The sequence below is a fragment of the Duganella sp. AC917 genome (genome assembly GCF_979258245.1).
Genome location: NZ_OZ409848.1, coordinates 2384673 through 2407782, shown reverse-complemented (window position 1 = coordinate 2407782; position 23110 = coordinate 2384673). Strand labels below are relative to the sequence as shown.

Annotated in this window: 20 protein-coding genes; 16 read left to right on the top strand and 4 right to left on the bottom strand. The window is 62.3% G+C overall.

All coding sequences use genetic code 11. From position 1 onward, the window contains the following. Nucleotides 1–14 precede the first annotated feature (14 nt). On the bottom strand, nt 15–815 hold the full coding sequence (locus ACZ0BA_RS10385) for an outer membrane protein assembly factor BamD (RefSeq protein WP_463451198.1): 801 nt from the start codon (nt 813–815) through the stop codon (nt 15–17). Between the two features lie 89 nt (nt 816–904). Between ACZ0BA_RS10385 and ACZ0BA_RS10380 the strand changes: the two genes are divergently transcribed. Next, nucleotides 905–1936 (top strand): RluA family pseudouridine synthase, encoded by a 1032-nt coding sequence (locus ACZ0BA_RS10380; protein WP_463451197.1) that lies wholly within the window; start codon nt 905–907, stop codon nt 1934–1936. 23 nt (nt 1937–1959) lie between these two features. Next, complete coding sequence (pgeF, locus tag ACZ0BA_RS10375; RefSeq protein WP_463454740.1) at nt 1960–2724, top strand: peptidoglycan editing factor PgeF; 765 nt, start codon at nt 1960–1962, stop codon at nt 2722–2724. A 17-nt stretch (nt 2725–2741) separates the two neighbouring features. Here the strand turns inward: pgeF and ACZ0BA_RS10370 are convergent, their stop codons facing one another. Then, nucleotides 2742–2999: a hypothetical protein gene (locus ACZ0BA_RS10370; protein WP_463451196.1), complete on the bottom strand. Its 258-nt coding sequence runs from the start codon at nt 2997–2999 to the stop codon at nt 2742–2744. 61 nt (nt 3000–3060) lie between these two features. On the opposite strand from ACZ0BA_RS10370, the gene phaC reads away from it, so the two are divergent. From phaC to ACZ0BA_RS10330, 8 genes are all read left to right on the top strand, one after another. Next, nucleotides 3061–4797 carry a class I poly(R)-hydroxyalkanoic acid synthase gene (gene phaC, locus ACZ0BA_RS10365; RefSeq protein WP_463451195.1) on the top strand — a complete coding sequence of 579 codons (1737 nt, stop codon included), beginning with the start codon at nt 3061–3063 and terminating at the stop codon, nt 4795–4797. A gap of 199 nt (nt 4798–4996) precedes the next feature. Continuing rightward, the gene (gene phaR, locus ACZ0BA_RS10360) at nt 4997–5560 is read left to right on the top strand and encodes a polyhydroxyalkanoate synthesis repressor PhaR (protein WP_315399017.1); all 564 of its coding nucleotides are present in this window, start codon (nt 4997–4999) and stop codon (nt 5558–5560) included. A 223-nt stretch (nt 5561–5783) separates the two neighbouring features. Then, the gene (locus ACZ0BA_RS10355) at nt 5784–7166 is read left to right on the top strand and encodes a GH1 family beta-glucosidase (protein WP_463451194.1); all 1383 of its coding nucleotides are present in this window, start codon (nt 5784–5786) and stop codon (nt 7164–7166) included. A 48-nt stretch (nt 7167–7214) separates the two neighbouring features. After that, nucleotides 7215–8474, top strand: coding sequence for an ABC transporter substrate-binding protein (locus ACZ0BA_RS10350; protein ID WP_463451193.1), 1260 nt, complete (start codon nt 7215–7217; stop codon nt 8472–8474). Nucleotides 8475–8477: 3 nt separating this feature from the next. Beyond that, nucleotides 8478–9374, top strand: coding sequence for a carbohydrate ABC transporter permease (locus ACZ0BA_RS10345; RefSeq protein WP_463451192.1), 897 nt, complete (start codon nt 8478–8480; stop codon nt 9372–9374). Nucleotides 9375–9487: 113 nt separating this feature from the next. After that, complete coding sequence (locus ACZ0BA_RS10340; RefSeq protein WP_463454739.1) at nt 9488–10354, top strand: carbohydrate ABC transporter permease; 867 nt, start codon at nt 9488–9490, stop codon at nt 10352–10354. Between the two features lie 12 nt (nt 10355–10366). Further along, nucleotides 10367–11452, top strand: a complete 1086-nt coding sequence (locus ACZ0BA_RS10335; protein WP_463451191.1) for an ABC transporter ATP-binding protein — start codon at nt 10367–10369, stop codon at nt 11450–11452. Between the two features lie 158 nt (nt 11453–11610). Next, complete coding sequence (locus tag ACZ0BA_RS10330) at nt 11611–14037, top strand: TonB-dependent receptor (protein ID WP_463451190.1); 2427 nt, start codon at nt 11611–11613, stop codon at nt 14035–14037. Nucleotides 14038–14268: 231 nt separating this feature from the next. On the opposite strand, the gene ACZ0BA_RS10325 is transcribed toward ACZ0BA_RS10330, so the two are convergent. Next, on the bottom strand, nt 14269–15294 hold the full coding sequence (locus ACZ0BA_RS10325) for a LacI family DNA-binding transcriptional regulator (RefSeq protein ID WP_463451189.1): 1026 nt from the start codon (nt 15292–15294) through the stop codon (nt 14269–14271). Nucleotides 15295–15425: 131 nt separating this feature from the next. On the opposite strand from ACZ0BA_RS10325, the gene rimO reads away from it, so the two are divergent. The 6 genes from rimO (at nt 15426) to ACZ0BA_RS10295 (ending at nt 22711) form a co-directional block, all read left to right on the top strand. Continuing rightward, entirely contained in the window at nt 15426–16835 is a 1410-nt protein-coding gene (gene rimO, locus ACZ0BA_RS10320; RefSeq protein WP_463451188.1) for a 30S ribosomal protein S12 methylthiotransferase RimO, read from the top strand. Nucleotides 16836–16901: 66 nt separating this feature from the next. Next, a complete protein-coding gene (locus ACZ0BA_RS10315) occupies nt 16902–18071 on the top strand; it encodes a cystathionine beta-lyase (protein ID WP_463451187.1) in 1170 nt (389 codons plus the stop codon). Then, on the top strand, nt 18068–19126 hold the full coding sequence (gene hisC, locus ACZ0BA_RS10310) for a histidinol-phosphate transaminase (protein ID WP_463451186.1): 1059 nt from the start codon (nt 18068–18070) through the stop codon (nt 19124–19126). The genes ACZ0BA_RS10315 and hisC overlap by 4 nt, the downstream gene beginning before the upstream one ends. Nucleotides 19127–19296: 170 nt before the next feature. After that, complete coding sequence (locus tag ACZ0BA_RS10305; RefSeq protein ID WP_463451185.1) at nt 19297–19920, top strand: hypothetical protein; 624 nt, start codon at nt 19297–19299, stop codon at nt 19918–19920. Nucleotides 19921–20045: 125 nt separating this feature from the next. After that, a complete protein-coding gene (locus ACZ0BA_RS10300) occupies nt 20046–21275 on the top strand; it encodes a putative DNA modification/repair radical SAM protein (protein WP_463451184.1) in 1230 nt (409 codons plus the stop codon). Further along, a complete protein-coding gene (locus tag ACZ0BA_RS10295) occupies nt 21251–22711 on the top strand; it encodes a UdgX family uracil-DNA binding protein (RefSeq protein WP_463451183.1) in 1461 nt (486 codons plus the stop codon). The genes ACZ0BA_RS10300 and ACZ0BA_RS10295 overlap by 25 nt, the downstream gene beginning before the upstream one ends. Here ACZ0BA_RS10295 and ACZ0BA_RS10290 read toward each other — a convergent pair. After that, a complete protein-coding gene (locus ACZ0BA_RS10290; protein WP_463451182.1) occupies nt 22708–23070 on the bottom strand; it encodes a DUF4870 family protein in 363 nt (120 codons plus the stop codon). The genes ACZ0BA_RS10295 and ACZ0BA_RS10290 overlap by 4 nt on opposite strands. Between the last annotated feature and the right edge of the window lie 40 nt (nt 23071–23110).

The window sequence follows — 23110 nt, the reverse complement described above, 5'->3', positions numbered from 1 at the left end:
GTCCCGGTTTTTTGTTAATTCCAGAGTTTCCACCAGTGACGTTCGGCCTTTTTGCCTTCGTCGAGGAACTTGCTGCTCGGGTAGTTCAGCTTGAACACGCGCATGGTGTCGTCGCGCAACTCGGTCATGCCCAGCTTGTCGTAGCTGCGGATCATGATGAACAGCGCCTCTTCGATCGCCGGCGAGTCGCGGTAGTCGCTCATGATGCCCATGGCGCGGTTGGCCGCGGCCAGGTAGGCGCCGCGACGGTAGTAGTAACGCGCCACGTGCACCTCGTACGACGCCATGGCGTTGGTCAGATACCGCATGCGGTCCAGCGCGTCCGGGGTATACTTGCTGTTCGGGAACTTATCCACCAGCTGCTTGAACGCCGCATAGGCTTCGCGCGTGGCCTTCGGGTCGCGCTCGGTCGTGTCCTGGGCGTAGATGAAGTTCAGGAAGCCGATCTGGTCGTTGAAGTTGATCAGCCCGCGCAGGTAGTACATGTAGTCGACGTTGTTGTGGTTCGGGTGCAGCTTGATGAAGCGCTCCACGGCCGCCAGCGCCTGGGCCTGGTCCTGCGCCTTGTAATAGGCGTAGGCGATCTGCATCTGCGCCTGCTGGGCGTAGGTACCGAACGGATAGCTCGATTCCAGGCGCTCGTACAGCTGAATTGCGCGCTCGTAGTGGGCTCCGTCGAGTTCTTCAGTCGCCTCCGAGTATAATTTCGAAGCTGTCCAACCTTTCGTCTCGTCGGCTTTCTCCGAGAAAATGCCGCAAGCGGACAAACTAAGCAGAACCAACGTTGCTGCGACTACCGATAATTTTTTTTGCATATGTTTTGCAAGAAGCTGTTTAACCAAAGTTTTACAATAGGCTGATTATAGCCGATGGGAATGCCGTGATATTAACTCCAAAGCCGAATTTGGCCGAATCCTCCTCCGATCATGAATCCGACGCCGACCTGCCCGCAGAGCTCGAAGTCCAGGATGGCGACTACGGCGACGACGATGACGGCCTGGCTCCGATCGAACTGGAACTGACCCCGGAAGCGTGCGGCCAGCGCCTGGACAAAGTCATTTCCAAGCTGGTGCCGCAGTTTTCGCGCGGCCGCCTGCAAATGTGGATCGACGACGGCTTCGTCACGGTCGACGGTAAAGTGGCCAAAAGCAACAAGGACACGGTCTACGGCGACGAGAAGATCGTCATTCTGCCCCAACCGGCGCCGGAAGACGAGGCTTTTAAGCCGGAAGCGATGGAACTTAACATCGTTTATGAAGACGAGCACCTGATCGTCATCAACAAACCGGCCGGCCTGGTGGTCCATCCGGGCGCCGGCAACTGGTCCGGCACCTTGCTCAACGGCCTGCTGCACCACTGCCCGCAGCTGTCGGGCGTGCCGCGCGCGGGCATCGTCCACCGCCTCGACAAGGATACGAGCGGCCTGATGGTCGTCGGCAAGAACCTGCCGGCGCAGACCGATCTGGTGCGCCAGCTGGCCGCGCGTACCGTCAAGCGCGAGTATTTCGCTTTGGTGTGGGGAACGCCGCGCGTTAGCGGTACTATTGACGCATCGATGGGACGCCATCCGAAAGACCGCATCAAGATGGCGGTCTCGAACAATTTCTCCGCCAAGCCGGCCATCACGCATTACGAGTTGCTGGCCAGCGGCGATCTGGAGCGTCGTCCCGTCAGCCTGGTGCAATGTCGTCTGGAAACGGGCCGCACGCACCAGATTCGCGTCCACATGATGTCGATCGGCTTTTCGCTGGTTGGCGATGTGATGTATGGCAAGCAGCATCTGGCCAGTGTCTTCCCGCGTCAGGCCTTGCAGGCCCGCCGGCTGGGACTGGTACACCCGGCCACGGGCGAGCAGTGTGAGTGGCTGGTGCCGCTTGCCGAGGATTTTGCCGAGCTGATCGCCAAGGCCGGCATCGAGGAACCGGAACAAGTTTGAACGCGATCCATCAGCAGTGGTTGATGCCGAAATGGCCGGGCCTGCCCGCCAATGTCGGCACCTTGTCGACCACCCGGCGCGGGGGCGTCAGTCCCGCGCCGTACGACGACGGCATGGGGCAGGGCGGCCTGAATCTGGGCACCCACGTCGGCGACCAGCCGCACAACGTCGCGCACAACCGTGCCCTGCTCCGCGCGATGTTGCCGTGCGACCCGGCGTGGCTGAACCAGGTGCATGGTACGGCCGTGGTCGACCTGTCGGAATTGCCGCCGCAACAGGTACCGGACGCCGATGCCAGCGTCACCAATGCGCCCGGCAAGGTGTGCGCGATCATGACGGCCGACTGCCTGCCGGTGCTGCTGTGCGACACCGCAGGCAAGACCGTCGGCGCCGCCCACGGCGGCTGGCGCGGCCTGGCTTCGGGCGTGCTGGAGAATACGGTCGAATCGATGCGGGCGGCAGGCGCCGGCGAATTGATGGCGTGGCTGGGGCCGGCGATCGGTCCTTACCAGTTTGAGGTCGGACCGGACGTGATGCAAGCCTTCCTCACCGGCGCGCTGGACGAGTCCGGCGTGCGCCACGTGACAGCGGCGTTTTCGCCGATCGAGGGCAAGCCGGGCAAGCATCTGGCAGACATTTATGCGTTGGCGCGCTACCTGCTGCACCGGGCCGGCGTGGCCCAGGTGCATGGCGGCGAGTATTGCACTGTCTCCAACTCGGGGCGGTTTTATTCGTACCGGCGCGACGGCATCACCGGCCGCCAGGCTTCCTTGATCTGGCTCAAATGAAGCGACGCGGCGCCGGCTTAGTCTTCGCCCTTGGTGGGTTGGACGGCGCCGGTGTCGTCGGCCGCGGCGTTGTCCTGGGCGGCGCGCGCGTCACGGGCCGCCTGCTCTTCGGCGCGGCGTCGCGCTTTGCGCTTGCCGGTGCCGGCGATATACATCAGCGTGCCCAGCGGCAGCACGCAATAGAACAAAAACGTTACAATTCCCGCAACGACGCTGGGTTCGGTGAGCGCCATCAGTCCCACCACGTAAATCCAGGCAACCGCAACGATCAGCATAGAGAGTTCAGCATAGAGCAGTCCAGGTAAAGATATTTAAACTATTTTTAGGGAATCAAACATGAATGTGCCCGATCCTCAAGCCATTGCCAACGCCTGGATGTCGCAGATGAGCGACCCAGCCCAGTGGCAATCCTGGTTCAGCAAACTTCCCGCGCCGGACGCCAATCCGCTGGCCGCCATCATGCAGGACGTTGGCGCCACCGTGCAACCGCAGGCAATGGAACAGCTGAAGAACCAATATCTCGCAGACTTCGGCGTGTTGTGGCAAGATTTTTTAGCCGGCAAAACGCCGGCGCTGCAAGACCGCCGCTTCAGCTCGCCGGCCTGGCAGGGCAATCCGATGTCGTCGTTTAATGCGGCATCATACCTGCTCAACGCCAAATTCCTGACCGCGATGGTCGATACCGTCGAGACCAACCGCCATCAAAAACAAAAGATCCGATTTGCCGTGCAGCAGATCGTTGACGCCATGTCGCCGGCCAACTTCCTCGCCACCAATCCGGAAGCGCAGGAAAAGCTGATTGAAACCAAGGGCGAGAGCCTGACCAAGGGCCTGGCGAACATGCTGGCCGATATGAACAAGGGGCATATTTCGCTGTCCGACGAAAGCGCATTCGAGGTCGGCCGTAACCTGGCGACGACGCCCGGCACGGTGATCTACGAGAACCCGCTGTTCCAGCTGATCCAATACACGCCGACCACCGCCACCGTCCATCAACGGCCGCTGCTGATGGTGCCGCCGTGCATCAACAAGTTTTACATCCTCGACCTGCAGCCGGAAAATTCGCTGGTGCGTTACGCGGTCGAGCAGGGCAATACCGTGTTCATGATCTCGTGGGTCAACGCCGACAAATCGCTCGAAGCCACCACCTGGGACGATTACATCGAGAAGGGTGTGATCGAAGCGATCCGCGTGACGCGCGAAATCAGCGGGCAGGACAAGCTGAACCTGTTCGGTTTCTGCATCGGCGGCACCCTGGTGTCGACCGCGCTGTCGGTGCTGGCCACGCGGGGCGACAACCCGGCCGCCAGCCTGACCCTGCTGACGTCGCTGCTGGACTTCAGCGACACCGGCGTGCTTGATGTGTTCATCGACGAGACCCAGGTGTCGATGCGCGAGCAGCAAATCAAGGAGGGTGGCCTGATGTTGGGGCGCGACCTGGCTAGTACCTTCTCCAGCCTGCGTCCGAACGACCTGGTGTGGAATTACGTGCAGTCGAACTATCTGAAGGGCAACGAGCCGCCGCCGTTCGACCTGCTGTACTGGAACTCCGACAGCACCAATCTGCCGGGGCCGATGTTTTGCTACTACCTGCGCAATATGTACCTGGAGAACCGCCTACGCGAGCCGGGCAAGCTGCAAGTCGGCGGCGCCTCGGTCGATCTGTCGGTGATCGACGCCCCGGTGTTCGTCTACGGTTCGCGCGAGGACCACATCGTGCCGTGGACTTCGGCGTTCGGCTCGATGAATTTGCTCAACCCGGGCAAACCCAAGGCCAACCGCTTCGTGCTGGGCGCCTCGGGCCACATCGCCGGCGTGATCAATTCGCCGGTCAAGAACAAGCGCAGCTACTGGGTCAACGACAAGCCGGCCGGCCGCGCCGCCGCCAAGCCGCACGATCCGGAGGCGTGGATGGCCGGCGCGACCGAGACGCCCGGCAGCTGGTGGCCGGAGTGGGCCGGCTTCCTGGCCGAGCACGGCGGCAAAGACATCAAGCCCAAGGCCAAGCCGGGCAACGCCACGTACAAGGCGATCGAGGCGGCGCCGGGACGTTACGTCAAGGTCAAGGGGTGAGTGTAGAGGGGAAAGGCTTGCTTTCCGGCTTCTAAAATTAGTTGCGTTGCAATAAAAGCCAAAAGTTATATCAGTTAGTGCAGGATATGCTTTTTCCCCTCTATAATAGGTGCGGTAGCTTAGTGGGAAAGCGGACCGGAAGTTCGCTTTTTTTTCGAATTGTTAGAGGACGCGCTGCGGCGCAATAAACGGACTTGTGATGAGTAGTGCGAAAAAAAATGCTGAACGTCTGATCAAGAAGTACCCGAATCGCCGTCTGTATGACACGCAGACCAGTTCCTACATCACCTTGACGGACGTCAAGCAACTGGTGCTGGACAATGAGGAATTCACGGTCGTCGATGCCAAGAGCAACGAGGACTTGAGCCGCAGCATTCTGCTGCAGATTATTCTGGAAGAAGAGGCGAGTGGGGCGCCGATGTTCTCCAGCGACGTGCTGGCGCAGATCATCCGCTTCTACGGCCATGCCATGCAGGGCATGATGGGTTCGTACCTGGAGAAGAACGTCCAGGCGTTCACCGACATCCAGCGCAAATTCACCGGCACCACGGTCGGCGGCCTTGAAGGCAAACCGTTCAGCCCGGAGATGTGGACCCAGTTCATGAATGTCCAGGGCCCGATGATGCAGGGCATGATGAACAACTACATCGACCAGAGCAAGAGCTTGTTCGTGCAGATGCAGGAGCAGATGCAAAACCAGAGCAAGAATATCTTTGGTACGTTCCCCTTCGTTCCAGGCGTTCCGCCGACGGACAAAAAGTAATTCGCTGACGTCGCCCTCGATGGGCGACGTTGGCGGCGCTTGGCGCTTGGCGGGTTGCGCCGTTCCGGCTAATCCGCCAGGCTCCACCACCGGCTCCCACTGCTCACTGTAGCAAAGCTACAAAAAATCCCATATTCCCGTTGACACCCGAATTTCATCGGTAGTACTATCGACAACATATTGTGGAAGCGCTTCCACTGATAATCAAAACAAAGGAGTCGCTGTGGTCCTAGATGCATCCGTTACACTGGAAGAGAGTTTTTCCCCACCGCCTGACTCGGTCCTCTGGCGTCCGGAATTCTTGCTGGGAGCCGCCACCGCCGCCTATCAGATCGAAGGCGCGATCGCCGAAGACGGCCGCATTCCCTCGATCTGGGACACCTTCTCCGCCACGCCCGGCAAAACGCTGGCAGGCGACACGGGCGACGTCGCCTGCGACCATTACCACCGATGGCAATCGGACGTCGAGCTGCTCGCCAGCCTGAATGTGGGCGCCTATCGGCTGTCGATCTCCTGGCCGCGCGTCATGACGCAGGACGGCCAACCCAACCAGAAAGGCATCGCCTTCTACCGCAACCTGCTGACGGCGTTGCGCGCCAAGGGTCTGAAAACCTGGGTCACGCTGTACCACTGGGACCTGCCGCAGCACCTGGAAGACAAGGGCGGCTGGGTAGACCGCGACACCGCCTACCGCTTTGCCGAATACGCCGACATGATCAGCCGCGAGCTGGCCGGCCTGGTCGACGCCTGGGCCACGCTCAACGAGCCATGGTGTTCGGCGATGCACGGCTACGGCACGGGCCACCACGCGCCCGGCAAAACCGACGTGGTGTTCGCCACGCAGGCGATGCACCACCTGCTGCTCGGCCACGGGCTGGCGGCGGCGCACCTACGGGCCAACGATCCGGCGGCGCAAGTGGGCATCGTCGCCAACGTCGGACGCGGTACGACCACGGGCAGCGGCGCGGCCGACCAGCGCGCCGCTTGGCTGTTCGAACTACAGCATAACAACTGGATCCTCGATCCGCTGCTGAAGAAATCCTATCCGTCGGCGCTGTGGCAGCTGTGGCCGGGCGCCGAGCCGCTGGTGCTGGACGGCGACATGGACATCATCGGCACGCCGCTCGATTTTCTGGGTATTAATTACTACTTCCGCACCAACGTCGTCAGCGACGGCAAAAACGGCTACACGGAAGTGGACCTCGAGGGCGTCGAGCGCACGCAGATGGGCTGGGAGGTGCATCCGGACGGCCTGCGCCACCTGCTGGTCGGCTTCCACCGCGACTATCCGAACCTGCCGCCGATTTACATCACCGAGAACGGCATGGCCTCGGACGACAAGGTGGTCGACGGCGAAGTCGATGACCGCAGCCGCATCTCTTTCCTGAACCGCCATCTGGCGGCGGTGGATCAGGCGGTGAAGGCGGGCGTCGATATCCGTGGTTACTTTATCTGGTCTTTGATGGACAATTTTGAATGGGCCTTCGGTTATGAGCGCCGATTCGGTATCATCCACGTGGATTACGCCACGCAGCAACGCACGCTGAAGCGCAGCGCGAAGCTGGTGGCGCAGTTCCTGGCCAAGAGGGCGACGACAGCCGCCTAGCTTTTAGCCATCCAAAAAAATGGGCGCATGACGCCCACAGGAGACAGAATGAAGAAGGCGATAAAAATGGCCGGCGCCTGCGCGCTGGCCCTGGCGGGCGGCGGCGCGTTCGCGCAGGGCGCACCTGCGGCGGCGGGCGCTCCGCTCAAGGCGACCGTGATCCACTGGTGGACCTCCGGCGGCGAATCGCAGGCCGTCAAGCAGTTCGCCGACGCCTACAACAAGGCCGGCGGCCAGTGGATCGACCAGGCGGTCGCCGGCGCCGACCAGTCGCGCGCCACCACCATCAACCGCATTGTCGGCGGCAACGCGCCGACGGCCGCGCAGTTCAACACGTCCAAGCAGTTCCGCGACTTTGTCGAGCAGGGCTTGCTGAACAATGTCGATGACGTTGCCATCGCCGGCAAGTGGGACCAGGTCATGCCGGCCTCCATCCTCGCGGCGATCAAGATCAACGGCCATTTCTATGCGGCGCCGGTGGACATCCACATGCCGGCCTGGTTCTTCTATTCCAAGGCCGCGTATAAAAAGGCAGGCATCTCGGCCGAGCCGCAAACCTACGACGAATTCCTGGCGCAACTGGCCAAGCTGAAGGCCGCCGGCCTGGTGCCGCTGGCCTTCGGCGGCCAGGTGTGGCAGGAGAAGATCACCTTCGACGCCATCTTCGCGATGGTCGGCGGCGCCGACCTGTATCTGAAGGTGTACCGCGACCGCGACCAGAAGGCGGTGATGTCGCCGGCCTTCAAGCAGGTGCTGGTCGATTTCAAAAAGCTCAAAGCCTTCGTCGACGCCGGCTCTCCGGGCCGCAACTGGAACGACGCCACCGCGATGGTCGTCAGCGGCAAGGCCGGCGTGCAAATCATGGGCGACTGGGCCAAAGGCGAGTTCTCGTCCGCCAAACAGGTCGCCGGCAAGGACTTCGGCTGCTTCCCCGGATTCGGCCCCAAGGCGCCGTACATCGTCGCCGGCGACGCCTTCGTCTTCCCCAAGACCAGCAACGCGACCACCATCAAGGCGCAAAAGCTGCTGGCCACGGTGGTCACTTCGCCGGCCGCGCAGGTGGCCTTCAACTCGCGCAAGGGCGCGATTCCGATACGTGGCGACGTTGACGAATCGTCGCTGGACATCTGTGCGCGCCAGGGCCTGGCCATTATCCGCGACAAGAGCCGCCAGCTGCCGAATTCCGAGATGCTGGCCACGCCCGATACCACCGGCGCGCTGCAGGACGTGCTGACCAATTACTGGAACAAGAACCAGTCGGCGGACGACGCGCAGAAAGCCTTCGCACGCGCGCTGAAGGATGAATAATCCATGACCGTCGCCCCTGTGAAGAAACGCCAAAGCGTCTCGGTCGCCGCCTACATTGCGCTGATTCCGATGGCGTTGACCGTGCTGCTGGCCTATCTGGGCACGATGTTGTGGACCGCGCGCGTCTCGGTCAGCAGCTCGCGCACCTTCCCCAACAGCGATTTCGTCGGCGCCTCGCAGTATATCCGCCTGTTCAACAACGAGCGCTGGCTGCTGTCGCTGCAAAACGTCGCCGTCTACGGGGTGCTGTTTATCGCCGCCTGCCTGATCATCGGCTTCCTGCTGGCCGTGTTCATCGACCAGAAGGTGATGGCGGAAGGCGCGCTGCGTACCATCTTCCTGTATCCGTACGCGATGTCGTTTGTGGCGACGGGTTTGATCTGGCAATGGATACTCAACCCGGAGCTGGGCATCCAGGAGGTGCTGCGCAAGCTTGGCTTCACGGAGGCGAAGTTCGACTGGATCGTCGATCAGGACATGGCGATCTACACCATCGTCATCGCCACCGTGTGGCAGGCGTCCGGCCTGGTGATGGCGTTGATGCTGTCCGGCCTGCGCGGCATCGACGAGGAATTGTGGAAGGCCGCACGCATCGACGGCATTCCGCGCTGGCGCGTGTATGCGAGCATCGTGCTGCCGATGCTTGGTCCATCGGTGTCGACCGCGTTCGTGCTGCTGTTCGTGATGGTGGTGAAGGTGTTCGACTCGGTGGTGGCGATGACGCAGGGCGGTCCGGGCACGGCCAGCGAGGTGCCGGCCAAGTTCATCATGGATTATCTGTTCGGCCGCGCCAATATCGGCCTGGCCTCCGCCGCATCGATCGTGCTGCTGGCCACCGTGCTGGCCATCGTCGCGCCGTTGTATTACGTGCGCAGCCGCCGCGCCGACAAGGGGATGTGATGGGATATGTCGTGAAACAGGAGAAGAACGTCATCGCGGTGGCCGAGGCTTCCCACGTTGCCGCCAATGACAGCGGCGTCGGCACCGGACCGGCAGCGGCGTCCGGGGCGGCGCTGCGGCGCAGGAAGCTGGCATGGACTCCCGCGCGCGCCGGCGTCTACGCGTTTTTGATCGTGGCGGCGCTGTTCTTCCTGCTGCCGCTGTACGTGATGCTGGTTACGTCGGTCAAGCCGATGGAGGAGATACGACTCGGCACGCTGTTCGCGCTGCCGGTCAAGCTCACGCTGCAGCCTTGGGTGCAGGCCTGGCAGTCCGCCTGCACCGGCCTGGAATGCGAGGGCATACGCGGCGGCTTCTGGAACTCGGTCGCCATCGTTGTGCCGAGCACCATCCTGTCGATCGCGATCGGCGCCGTCAATGGTTACGCGCTGTCGTTCTGGCGGCCGCGCGGCGCCGGCGTGTTGTTCGCGATCCTGATGATGGGCGCCTTTATCCCGGTGCAGGTGATGGTGTATCCGCTGGTGCGGGTGCTGGCGGCGGTCGATTTGTTCAGTTCTTTGCCCGGCATCGTCTTGATCCACACGATCTTCGGCATGCCGGTCATGACGCTACTTTTCCGTAACTACTACGCGGCGCTGCCGATGGAGCTGTTCAAGGCGGCGCGCATCGATGGCGGTGGCTTTTGGCGCATTTTCCTGCAACTGATGCTGCCGATGTCGACGCCGGTGATCGTGGTGGCCGTCATTATGCAGGTCACCGGCATCTGGAACGACTTCCTGCTTGGACTGGTGTTCGCCGGCTCGGAGCATCTGCCGATGACGGTTCAACTGAATAACATCATCAATACCACCACCGGCGAGCGGCTTTACAACGTCAACATGGCGGCCACGATACTGACTTCGGTCGTGCCGCTGGCGCTGTATTTTATTTCGGGCCGCTGGTTTGTGCGCGGTATCGCTTCCGGCGCGGTCAAAGGTTAAAGGTCTATCATCATGTCTAATGTAGCGATACGCAATCTGCAAATTGAACTGGGCGGCACCAAGGTTATCGAATCACTCAACCTCGACGTCAAGGCCGGCGAGTTCGTGGTGCTGCTGGGGCCTTCCGGTTGCGGCAAGTCGACGCTGTTGCACAGCATCGCGGGCCTGATCGACACCACCTCCGGCCAGATCGAAATCGGCGGCAAGGACATGACATGGGCCGATCCCAAGGATCGCGGCATCGCGCTGGTGTTCCAGTCGTACGCGCTGTATCCGACGATGAACGTCGAGAACAATATGTCTTTCGGGCTGCGTATCAGCGGCACGCCCAAGGCGGAAATCGCGCGGCGCGTGTCACGCGCCTCCGACATGCTGCAGCTCGGGCCTCTGCTTAAGCGCAAGCCCGCCAATCTGTCCGGCGGCCAGCGGCAGCGCGTGGCAATCGGCCGCGCCATCGTGCGCGAGGCCGATGTGATGCTGTTCGACGAGCCTTTGTCCAATCTCGACGCCAAACTGCGCACGGAGCTGCGGCGCGAGCTCAAACAGCTGCACAAGCAGCTGGGCGCGACGATGATCTACGTGACCCACGATCAGGTCGAGGCGATGACCCTGGCGCAGCGCATGGCGGTGATGAAGGGCGGGGTGGTGCAGCAATTCGACACGCCAGCCAATATCTACAACGAGCCGGCCAATCTGTTCGTCGCCACCTTCCTCGGTTCGCCCGGCATGAACCTGTTCCGGGGCCGGCTGGAGCAGCATGGCGGTCGTACGTTGTTTAGCAACGAGTACCTGGCCGTCGACGTGACGCACTATCCATTTAGCCAGCCGCCGGTCGGTACGCGCGAATGCGTGCTTGGCGTGCGGCCGGAGGACGTCGACATCGGCAACACCGACGGCGCCGAGGGCATCGTGGGCGCTACCGTCTCGCTGGTGGAGGCCATGGGCGCGCATCGCGTGTTGTGGCTGGACTTCCACGGCACGCAGATCGCCGGCATCGTGCAGGACCAGCAAAAGATCGACAGCGACAAGGACATCAGCTTCTCAATCCGCACCAAACGACTTTCCCTGTTTGACGGAGCCAGCGAACAGCGGCTCTAAGACGGCACTGGCCGCGTAGCGTAGTCATTCGGGCCGGGCCGCCACGGCATGGCCCGTCGCATCCCTGCGTCCTGCGGTGGTACCGGTTCCACTCGTGCGTATTCGCCGTCAGAGCGATGCACGACCCCACAACCGATGGAAGAAGTGAGGAAGACAAAATGAAGAAAACGATCCTGGCGCTGAGCATCGCGCAAATAGCGCAACTGGCGCTGACGGGCGGCGCGGCGATGGCGCAGCAAGCCACGGCCGCCGCCCAGACCAACGGCGGCGACATGGAAAAAATCATCGTCACCGCGACCCGCCGCGACACCCTGGTGCAGGACACGCCGCTGGCGATCACCGCGTACACGCAGGACACGCTGGCCAACAACCAGGTCAAGGACCTGGCGTCGATGACGGCAATGGTGCCTAGTCTCGTCGTCGAACCGCACAGCGATTCGGGCGGCGTGCACGTGTACATGCGCGGCGTCGGCTCGGCCAACCATACGGAGCTGGGCGATCCCGCGGTGGCGTTCTACGTCGATGGGATCTACGTCGCGCGTCCGCAAGGCGCGACGGCGCTGATGTATGACCTGAGCCACGTCGAGGTGGCGCGCGGTCCGCAAGGCACGCTCAATGGCCGCAATTCGACCGCCGGCGCGGTCAACCTGGTCTCCGGCGCGCCCAATCCGACCAAGATGTTCGGCTCGGCCAGCATCACGGTAGGCGACTATCACCGCATCCAGACCCAGGGCATGATCAATATTCCGCTCAGCGACGATATCGCGCTGCGTATCGCCGCCATCCAGGATCGGCGCGACGGCTATGTCGATTTCCGCAAGGGCTCCAATGTGGCGCCGGGCACGCGCAAATATGGCGCGGGAGACCAGAAGGGCGCACGCGCGTCGCTGCTGTGGCGCTTCACGCCGGACCTGAAGGCGACCTTCATCGCCGACTATTACAGCGACACCGGCGCCGGCAACATCTACCTGGCGGCGGAACCGGCGCCGGGGCAGGACCTGCGTTCGGCGCTGATCGATACGCCCGGCGCGCTCGATCAATCGATCATCACCGGCAAGGCCAAGGTGCAATGGCGGCCGTTCGACGGCATCGAGACGCAGTACCTGGGTTCCTGGAGCCGTTTGAAACGCACCAATGCCAGCGATGCCGACGCCGGCCTCTATCCCGGCTTCAAGGCCGAGAACCGCACCGAATGGGGCCAGTTCGACAGCCTGTCGAACGAGCTGCAGGTGCGCTCCGATTCGGAATCGGCGCTGCAATGGGTGGGCGGCCTGTTCTTCTTCAAGGAGAAGAACAAGGTTCGCTTCGACATCGACCGCAGCCAGATCTCGCAGGCGATGCTTGAGCAGGATATCGCCAACGGCAACGTGATCTTCGTGCAGCCGACCGTGGGCCAGTACGCGTCGGCCATGTCCTTCATCCAGGGCGACCGGCAGCTGCATTCCAAGGCCGTCTTCGCGCAGGCCAGCTACGACATCGATCCGCTGTGGAAGCTCACCGCCGGCGCGCGTTACACCAAGGACCACAAGTACGATGTGGGCGGCCAGAATTGGGCCTGCCCGAACTGGCCTGACAATCCGCCGCGCGGCACCGTCAACCTGACGCCGGGCCAGATCGCGCAGCTGGTCACGCCCGGCACCGGCACCATCAACACCCACAACATCGGTCCGGGCGGGGTTGTGAATCAAGCCACCTGCGGGAATACCTATGGCGACAACACCGCCGACCTGGCGTACGGTCAGGCGACCTGGCTGGGTCGTGTGGAATACAAGGTCACCAAGGATATCCTGACCTTCGCGTCGGTGACGACCGGCTTCCATTCGCCGGCCATCGGCGACGGCGGCGCCACCACCAAGCCTGAAAAGCTGACCAGCTACGAGATCGGCTTCAAGTCCGACCTGTTCGACCGCAAGCTGACGCTGAATCTGGACGCGTTCTGGATGACCTACAAGGACAAGCTGGAATCACAGGTGGTTAATAACACGCTGCAGAACTTCAACGCGGCCGGGGCGTCGGTCAAGGGCATCGAAGCGGAGTGGAACTTCCGCCCGACCAGCGTCGATCGCTTCAGCGGAAACGCCACCTGGCTCAAAGCGCGCTATGACGACTTCCTGTCGTGCGACGTCGACGCCGCGCGCGCCAACGGACAGTCCTGCGGGACCACCGCGCCGACCGTCAACGTCGGCGGCAGTGTGCTGAAACACGCGCCGACCTTCGCCACCACGCTGATGTACGAGCGCGATTTCGACATCGGCAAGGGACGCCTCACACCGCGCGTGTCGGCCCACTACGAGACCGAGTCGTTCGTCGGTTCTGGCGCCTTCAACAACGATGTGCCGGGTCATCCCGGTGTCAAGCAGCAGCGGGCTTACACCACACTGGATTTGAGCCTGCGCTTCGAGCCGCGCAACAAGGCTTACACGGCCGAGCTGTTCGTCAACAATGCCACCGACAAGGACGTGAAATATGACGCGGTGGAAGTGTGCACGCAGGTTGGCGCGCCGTGCCAGCCCACCGAGCAAATCTGGGCGGCGTACTACAACAACCCGCGCACGATAGGCGCGCGGGTGTCGATGAAGTTCTAAAGCAGGGTATCCAACACAGGGGAGTCTCCGTGGTTTTAGGCCGGCAGCGATGCCGGCCTTTTTTTATGGCGTGGTGTCACCTTACCAGCGGTAGCTGGCCGTCATCGCCAGTGTGCGCGGCGCGCCGTATTGAAACGGGTCTATGGTGGTGGAAACTATAGAAGAGACGCACCGACGCCGCAAAAAATTAGTCTTTCTTACAAATATTTTCTATGTGGAGAGCGCAGCGGCTCAGACGCGGGTGGCGACCGACCCGCGCTTCGAGACCGTGACTGGAAAATCGCGCGAGATGGCATGCTCGGTGCCATAGCATTGATTGAGCAGCCAGCGCACGGCGTTCTGGGTCAGCTGCTGCATCGGTATATGCACCGACGTCAGGCCTGGCGAGGAAAATTCGGCCGAATAGTCGTCGTCGTAGCCGACGACGGACACTTCGTCCGGCACGTTGATGCCGGCGCGGTGGAAGGCCGCCATCGCGCCGACCGCCATTTCATCGTTGGCGCAGAAAAGGCCGGTGAACCGTTGGCCCTCTTCGACGACGCGGCGCGCTTCGATCAATCGCTGGGTGGCGCCGAAACCGCCTTCGCGCGAAAAGTCCGATTCGATCAGCTGCACCGCAAAACGACCGATGCCATGGCCCTCCAGCTCCGCGAAAAAGCCTTCCATGCGCGCCTGGTTGTCCGAGGTGGCGGCCGGGCCGGAGATGACGGCCAGTTGGCGGTGTCCCGCGTCGAGCAGGGTGCGCGCAGCCAGCGCGCCGCCGTGGCGGTGGTCGGGGCAGAACGAGGCTTCTTCCAGCTGCGCGCAGTGGCGATTGAGGAAGGCCAGCTTCGGATGCATTTTGCGCAGCGCCAGCATGTCTTCGTCGTGCAGGTCGTGGCCCAGCACGACGATGCCGTCGCAATCGCGCCCGATCAGGAACTTGACCGCTTCGATGGCCTCGTCGCGCGGCGTGCCGTCGCCGCAGCCGGTGGCCACCACCACGTGGCGGCGCATGGCGCGCAGTTCGATGTCGGTCTGTTTGAGGATGGTGCCGTAGTAGGCGCCGAAGAACGAGGGCACGTAGATGCCGATGATGCCCAGCGATTGCGCCGACAACGAGCGGCCGATGGACGAGGGGCGGAAATTGAGCTGTTCGATCGCCGCCTGGACCTTCTTCATCGACTCGGCGGACACGGGGCCGGCGCCCGAGATGGCGCGCGATGCCGTCGACATGCCCACACCGGCCAGCATTGCGACGTCTTTCAGCGTTGCCACACGTTCTCCCGAGCTTAGTCTATCTATATTGGTGAAGCGCTATCCTAGCATGATCTCCCTATGAGAATAGGGTATAATCGTCGATTGCTCGTAATTTTCATGGCGCTTTTCGCAACCCCAGGCAACCTATCATGCAATCGCAACCACTCTCCCGTATCACCAAGCCCGCCGCCGCCAGCACCTCCGTCACGGGTGCCGCACCGAAGGTCGGCTTCGTCTCGCTCGGCTGCCCCAAGGCGCTGGTCGACTCCGAACAGATCCTGACCCAGCTGCGTGCCGAAGGCTACGAAACGGCCAAGTCGTATGATGGCGCCGATCTGGTGATCGTCAACACCTGCGGCTTCATCGACGCCGCCGTGCAGGAATCGCTCGACGCCATCGGCGAAGCGCTGGCCGAAAACGGCAGGGTGATCGTGACCGGCTGCCTGGGCGCGAAAAAAGACGCCGCCGGCGACGACATCATCATGAAGGTGCACCCGAAGGTGCTGGCCGTGACCGGCCCGCACGCGCTGACCGAGGTGATGGACTCGGTCCACTTCCACCTGCCAAAGCCGCACGAGCCGTTCATCGACCTGGTGCCGGCGCAGGGCATCAAGCTGACGCCTAAGCACTACGCCTATCTGAAAATCTCCGAAGGCTGCAACCACCGCTGCAGCTTCTGCATCATCCCATCGATGCGCGGCGACCTGGTGTCGCGTCCCATCGCGGACCTGATGCTGGAAGCGGAAAACCTGTTCAAATCGGGCGTCAAGGAAGTGCTGGTGATCTCGCAGGACACCTCGGCCTATGGCGTCGACGTCAAGTTCCGCACCGGTTTCTGGAACGGACGTCCGATCAAGACGCACATGACGCAACTGACCGAAGCGCTGGGCGAGCTGGCCAAGTCGTACGGCGCCTGGGTGCGTCTGCACTATGTTTATCCGTACCCGCACGTCGACCAGATCATCCCGATGATGGGCGACGGCCATATCCTGCCGTACCTGGATATCCCGATGCAGCACGCGCATCCCGACGTATTGAAGCGTATGAAGCGCCCGGCCAGCGGCGAGAAAAACCTCGACCGCATCCAGGCCTGGCGCCAGATGAATCCGGACCTGACGATCCGCTCGACCTTCATCGCCGGCTTTCCGGGCGAGACCGACGCGGAATTCGAATACCTTCTGGACTTCCTGAAGGAAGCTCAGATCGATCGCCTGGGTTGCTTTGCCTACTCGCCGGTCGAAGGCGCCACCGCCAACGAACTGGCCAATCCGGTGCCGGAAGAGCTGCGCGAAGAGCGCCGCGGCCGCGTGATGCTGCTGCAGGAAGAAATTTCGAAGAATCGCCTGAAGGCCAAAGTCGGCAAGACCGTGCGCGTCTTGATCGATGAAGTCAATCGCAGCGGCGGCATCGGCCGTTCCAGCGCCGACGCGCCGGAAATCGACGGCGTGGTGTATGTCAAGCCGCCGTACGAGCCGCACAAGAAGTTGGTGGTCGGCCAGTTCGTCGACGTCAGGATCACCACCTCCGACGCCCACGACCTGTGGGGCGAGGCTCAGTAATCAGCATGAAGGCGGACCCGCTGTGGTCCGCCTTTTTTTCATCTGGCTTATGTATATGATGTAGATATGACCATCAAAAAATCCCCGCAGACGGCACTGATCCACTCCGATTACCAAGCGCCCGAAGGTTTCGCAGCCTTCCCCAACGCGATCCATCACGCCTCGACGGTGCTGTTCAAGAACGTCGCCGCCATGCGCTCGGGCGACTGGAAAGAGAAGAACGCCTATACCTACGGCCTGCACGGAACGCCGACCACCTTCACCCTCGAGGCGCGGCTGGCCGAGATCGAGGACGGCACGCATTGCCTGCTGGCGCCAAGCGGCCTGGCGGCGATCGCGATGGTCGATTTCGCGCTGCTCAAGGCTGGCGACGATGTGCTGCTGCCCGATAACGTCTATAACCCCAACCGCGAGCTGGGACGATGGCTGTCGGCCGATTTCGGCATCACCGCGCGCTATTACGATCCGCTGATCGGCGCCGGCATCGCCGCGCTGATCCAGCCCAATACAAAGCTGATTTGGACAGAGGCGCCCGGATCGGTGTCGATGGAAGTGCCCGACCTGCCGGCCATCTGCGCGGCAGCGCATGCGCGCGGCGTGCTGGTCGCGCTGGATAACACCTGGTCGGCCGGTCTGGCGCTGCGTGGCTTCGACCTGGGCGTCGACATCATCATGCAGGCGCTGACCAAGTACCAGTCCGGCGGCTCGGATGTGCTGATGGGCGCCGTCATCACGCGCGACGCCGCGCTCAACGAGCGTTTGAGCCTGGCGCACATGCGGCTCGGCATGGGCGTTGGCGCGGACGACGCCTATCTCGTGCTACGCGGCCTGCCGACGATGCGCCTGCGCTTCGACGCCCACGACGCGGCCGCGCGCAGGCTGGCCGCGTGGCTGCAGGCCCGTCCCGAGATCACCAAGGTGCTGCATCCTGCCTTTGCCGATTGTCCCGGCCATGACATCTGGAAGCGCGATTTCAGCGGAGCGGGCGGCTTGTTCTCGGTGTTGTTCGATCCTCGCTTCACGGAAGAACAGACCGACCGCTTCGTCGATGCGCTGGAACTGTTCAAGATCGGCTACAGCTGGGGCGGCGCCAACAGCCTGGTGATGCCGTATCGGATACAACACATGCGCAAGGATTGGAACGACCGGGGTATTCTTGTGCGCTTCAACGTCGGCCTCGAAGACGTCAACGATTTAATCGCGGATATTGAACGCGCGATGGGAGCAATGCTGTGAGCCGTTTTTGGAGTGACATCGTTCATGAACTGACGCCGTACACGCCGGGCGAGCAGGTTCGCATGTCCAACCTGATTAAATTGAACACCAACGAGAATCCCTACGGCCCGTCGCCGAAGGCGGTGGCGGCGATGCAGGCAGCCGTGGGCGACTCGCTGCGGCTGTACTCCGATCCTGCCAGCACGGCGGTCAAGGATGCCGTGGCCAAGCGCTTCGGCCTGACGCGTGCGCAGGTCTTCGTCGGCAACAGCTCGGACGAGGTGCTGGCGCATACCTTCCACGCGCTGCTCAAGCACGACAAGCCGCTGCTTTGTCCGGATATCAGCTACAGTTTTTATCCGACCTATTGCAGCCTGTATGGCATCGAAGCGCGCCAGGTGCCGCTGAACGCGCAATTCCAGATCGACGTCGCCGACTACACGCAGCCGTGCGGCGCGATCATCATCGCCAATCCGAACGCGCCGACCGGCATCGCGCTGCCGCTGGAGCGGATCGAGACGCTGCTGGCCGCGCATCCGGACCAGGTGGTCGTGATCGACGAAGCCTATGTGGACTTCGGCGCCGACAGCGCGGTCGCACTGCTGGACCGCTACGACAATCTGCTGGTGGTGCAGACCTTGTCCAAATCCCGTTCGCTGGCGGGGCTGCGGGTCGGCTTCGCGGTCGGCCATCCGGACCTGATCGCCGGGCTTGAGCGGGTGAAGAACAGTTTTAACTGTTATCCGCTGGGGCAGGTGGCGCAGGCCGGCGCGTTGGCGGCGATCGAGGACGCGGCGTATATGGAGCAGACGTCGCAAGCCATCATCGCCACGCGCGCCTGGCTGACGGCGCGCATGGTGGAGCTGGGGTTCGAAGTGCTGCCGTCGCGTGCCAACTTCATATTCGCCCGCCATCGGGGACACGATGGCGCGGCCATCGCGGCGGCGCTGCGCGAGCGGGCCATCCTGGTGCGGCATTTCAAACAGCCGCGCATCGACCAGTTCCTGCGCATCTCGATCGGTACCGACGAGGAATGCGCCGCGCTGGTCGACGCGCTGAAGCAGATCGTCCGCTGACCTCCCCGGAGGGACTGGCCAAACCCTCTAAAAAACTTGTATTCCTATTGTATCAATTGACCTAGTTTCAGAAACAATACGAAATAATTAATTTGTTGACCATCGTAAACTAAGCTGATGTAATGCCGATGGGAATTTATTTTGTTAGTTTGATATCTCTGGGATAAATGATGCAAAAATTTAAGATGGTCGCTATCCTGACCATGGCGCTGACGCTCGGCGGCTGCGCGTCGACGCAAAGGTTGAGTGAGTCGGACCGCGCCAGTGTCAGGACCGTCTCCGTGGGCAGTGCCGTCCAAAAGGGCGACCTGTTTCTACTTGCTCCCAGCAGCGTCAAGATTGGCACGATGTTCGGCATCATCGGCGCCGCTATTGGATCAACCTCCGCAAGCGATCGAACGGCGTTTGACAACTTTTTGCAAGCTCACGCCGTATCGGTCGACGCCATCGTGCACGACGAGTTCGTAAAGGTGTTGCGGGCCTCCGGCAAAGTGACCGTCGGCGCACCGGGCAACGACACCTTGCCTGTATTGAAGGTCTCGCTACCCCAGTACGGGTTTGGCGTGACGTACCTCACGAGCTCGAACGTCGTGCCGGTAATGCAAATCAAGGGGGAGTTGACCGACAGCGCGGGCAAAGTGCTCTGGAGCGATACCGAGCGCATGTTCCCTTCCATCGCCAGTCCCATCGATCCCACGACCTGGCAGCAACTGCATGACGATCCCAAGCGAATCGAGAAGGAGTGGCGTAAGGCGGCGCACTACCTTGCCCAGAAAATGGTCGACACGCTGTAATAGGGACGGGAGCTCGATCGGCCTTGTCCCGTGTTTGAACCGCATAGCGGCGATCAATAGTCGCCCCCGCTGGCCAAAGGTTGCTATACTGTGTTTTTATACAGTATCACAACATCGGGGCAAGCATGGAGTTGACGGATAAGCTGGAGATCCTGGCCGATGCGGCCAAGTACGACGCCTCCTGCGCCAGCAGCGGGGCGCCGAAGCGCAACTCCATCGGCAAGGACGGTTTCGGCGCGACCACCGGCATGGGCATCTGCCACAGCTACACGCCGGACGGTCGCTGCGTGTCGCTGCTGAAGGTTCTGCTGACCAATTACTGTCTGTACGACTGCCAGTACTGCGTCAACCGCCGCACCTCGAACGTGCCGCGTGCCCGTTTCACGGTCGCCGAGGTGGTCAAACTTACCACCGATTTCTACCTTCGCAATTACATCGACGGGCTGTTTCTCAGTTCCGGCATCATCCAGTCGGCCGATTACACGATGGAACAGTTGGTACAGGTGGCGCGCGAACTGCGCGAGGTGCACCAGTTTCGCGGCTATATCCATCTGAAGACGATTCCCGATGCCGATCCGGCGCTGATCGCCGCCGCCGGCCGTTATGCGGACCGGTTGAGCGTCAATATCGAGCTGCCGACGCAAGATAGCGTGCAGAAGCTGGCGCCGGAAAAAAGCGTCCACACGATCAAGCTGGCGATGGGTTCCATCCGCCGTAAGCTCGATGAAAAGGCCGAGGAGCCCAAGTCGCCGCGCTTCGCGCCGGCCGGGCAAAGCACGCAGATGATCGTCGGCGCCGACGCCAGCGACGACCAGCAGATATTGACCACGGCCGAGACGCTGTACGGCAGCTACAAGCTCAAACGCGTTTACTACTCGGCCTTCAGCCCGATTCCGCAAAGCCCGAAAAGCGTGCCGTTGGCGCCGCCGCCGATGCTGCGCGAGCACCGTTTGTACCAGGCCGATTTCCTGCTGCGCAGTTATGGCTTCCAGGTCAAGGAGCTGCTGCCGGCGACCGGCAATCTGGCGCTCGACATCGATCCCAAGCTGGCGTGGGCGCTCGAGCACCGCGAGCATTTTCCGATGGACTTGAACCGCGCGGAGCCGCATATGATCGCGCGCATCCCGGGCATCGGTTTGCGCAACGCGCAGCGGCTGATCGATCTGCGGCGGTTGCGGCAAATCCGTTACGCCGATCTGTCACGGCTGCGCTGCAGTATGAAGAAGATTTCGCCCTTTATCATCACGGCCGATTATTTCCCCTCCAACGACGCCGGCCCGTCCGAACATTTGCGACGTGCGATGGCCGATGCTCCCCAGCAGATGAATTTATGGCCGGAGCTGCAGGCGGCATGATGCGGCGGGTGGTTCAGTCGTTCGACGAATGGCGCGACGCGGCACGAGAGCTAATCGCGCGCCACGTCGCGCCCGAATTCGTAGAATGGTTGTCACAGCCGGAGGACGGCGATTTGTTTTCGGTCGCGCCTGATGAGCAAACCGGGGCGGCGCCCGACGCGATTTCCGGTCCGGTGCCAACGTCGACAACCCTGCGGCTGCCGCGCCAGTTGATGGAACTACTCGTCAGCGCCGCCTGTTTCAGCGCCCCGGACCGCTGGTCCTTTCTGTACAAGGTGGTCTGGCGCTGGCATCTGGGCGAGCACGATGTGATTTCGCCGGCCGATGCGAATGGCGCGCGGCTGCACGGGATGGTCAAAGCTGTTCATCGGGAGGAGCATGACATGCATGCGTATGTACGTTTCCGCGAGCGCAAGGAGGAAGACGGCGCGCCGCGTTTCGTCGCGTGGTTCGAACCGACCCACGAAGTGCTGCCGCAGGTGGCGCGGCATTTCGCCCGCCGCATGGGCAACGTCACATGGATGATCGCCACGCCGGCCGCCGCCGTGCTGTGGGACGGCGAGCACCTGCACGATGCGCCGTCGTTGATGCGCAGCGCGGCCGACATCGAGGACGCCGGCGAGGCTTTGTGGCTGACCTACTACCGCAGCATCTTCAACCCCGCGCGCCTGAACGCAGATCTGCTGCGCAGCCATATCCCTTCGCGTTTCTGGAAGAATCTGCCGGAAGGGGCGATCGTGCCGGCGATGGTCAGCGCCGCCGCCAATGGCGAGCGTCGCACCGGCCAGACCAGCACCGTGGGCCGGCGCGGGGGCGCGACCACGATCCCGATCGCGGCCGAACGCGCGCAGCCCGAGCGTGAGCAGCCGACCACGCTCGACCAATGCCGCCGCTGCGACCTGTGGGAGAACGCCACGCAGGCGGTGCCCGGCGTTGGCCCCAAACGGGCGCGCATCATGCTCGTTGGCGAGCAGCCGGGCGACCAGGAGGATTTGCAGGGCCTGCCGTTCGTCGGCCCGGCCGGCGCGATGCTGGAAAAGGCGATGGGGGAAGCAGGGATGGAGCGCGACAGCATCTACCTCACCAACGCGGTCAAGCACTTCAAGTGGGAGCCGCGCGGCAAACGCCGGCTGCACAAAACGCCTGCACAAAAGGAGATCGCGGCCTGCCATTTGTGGCTGGAAGAAGAACTGGCGCGCGTGCGCCCGGAAGTCGTGGTGGCGCTGGGGAGCACCGCGCTGAAATCGGTTATGAAGGACGGCAGCGTGACCATGAAATCGGTGATGGGAGCGCCGGTGCAGCACGACGGCCGCTGGGTGGTCACGGTGTATCACCCGTCGTATGTGTTGCGCGCGCCGGACGAGGCGACGCGGCGCCAGGCCTACGAGGTGATCGTCGAAGGCCTGCGCGAGGCGAAGCGCTTGCTGGGCGGTTAGATCGCCGCCGCCGAGTTGTCGTTCAGGCGGATAAAGCCGGCGATCAGACGGTAGGCTTTCCAGATCCAGGCGCCTGCCCACACCAGCCAGGCGACCGGAATGCCGATGATGGTGATCGCCAGCAGCCCGCCGAGCGCCATCCACACCACATACCACCAGAACGAGCGGATCATCCACGTGTGGTGACTGTGGACAAACGTGCCTTCGGTGCCCGGACGTTGCACATAGTTGATGATCAGCGGGATCACCGAAAACAAGCCAAGGGAGAACACAAAGCTGACGCCATGGACGATGTACAGCCACCATGCGGTGGTCTTAGCTGAGCCGACCCGGCTATCCAGAACCAATTCCTGCGACATGGTATTTCCTTTAATGTTGATGGTCTTGGTTAAGAGTATA

Excerpts from the sequence above, each read along its gene's own strand:
- ACZ0BA_RS10385 (WP_463451198.1), bottom strand. The coding sequence starts at position 815 with ATGCAAAAAAAATTATCGGTAGTCGCAGCAACGTTGGTTCTGCTTAGT.
- pgeF (WP_463454740.1), top strand. The coding sequence starts at position 1,960 with ATGCCGAAATGGCCGGGCCTGCCCGCCAATGTCGGCACCTTGTCGACC.
- ACZ0BA_RS10370 (WP_463451196.1), bottom strand. The coding sequence starts at position 2,999 with ATGCTGATCGTTGCGGTTGCCTGGATTTACGTGGTGGGACTGATGGCG.
- phaC (WP_463451195.1), top strand. The coding sequence starts at position 3,061 with ATGAATGTGCCCGATCCTCAAGCCATTGCCAACGCCTGGATGTCGCAG.
- phaR (WP_315399017.1), top strand. The coding sequence starts at position 4,997 with ATGAGTAGTGCGAAAAAAAATGCTGAACGTCTGATCAAGAAGTACCCG.
- ACZ0BA_RS10350 (WP_463451193.1), top strand. The coding sequence starts at position 7,215 with ATGAAGAAGGCGATAAAAATGGCCGGCGCCTGCGCGCTGGCCCTGGCG.
- ACZ0BA_RS10345 (WP_463451192.1), top strand. The coding sequence starts at position 8,478 with ATGACCGTCGCCCCTGTGAAGAAACGCCAAAGCGTCTCGGTCGCCGCC.
- ACZ0BA_RS10335 (WP_463451191.1), top strand. The coding sequence starts at position 10,367 with ATGTCTAATGTAGCGATACGCAATCTGCAAATTGAACTGGGCGGCACC.
- ACZ0BA_RS10330 (WP_463451190.1), top strand. The coding sequence starts at position 11,611 with ATGAAGAAAACGATCCTGGCGCTGAGCATCGCGCAAATAGCGCAACTG.
- rimO (WP_463451188.1), top strand. The coding sequence starts at position 15,426 with ATGCAATCGCAACCACTCTCCCGTATCACCAAGCCCGCCGCCGCCAGC.
- ACZ0BA_RS10315 (WP_463451187.1), top strand. The coding sequence starts at position 16,902 with ATGACCATCAAAAAATCCCCGCAGACGGCACTGATCCACTCCGATTAC.
- ACZ0BA_RS10305 (WP_463451185.1), top strand. The coding sequence starts at position 19,297 with ATGCAAAAATTTAAGATGGTCGCTATCCTGACCATGGCGCTGACGCTC.
- ACZ0BA_RS10300 (WP_463451184.1), top strand. The coding sequence starts at position 20,046 with ATGGAGTTGACGGATAAGCTGGAGATCCTGGCCGATGCGGCCAAGTAC.
- ACZ0BA_RS10295 (WP_463451183.1), top strand. The coding sequence starts at position 21,251 with ATGGCCGGAGCTGCAGGCGGCATGATGCGGCGGGTGGTTCAGTCGTTC.
- ACZ0BA_RS10290 (WP_463451182.1), bottom strand. The coding sequence starts at position 23,070 with ATGTCGCAGGAATTGGTTCTGGATAGCCGGGTCGGCTCAGCTAAGACC.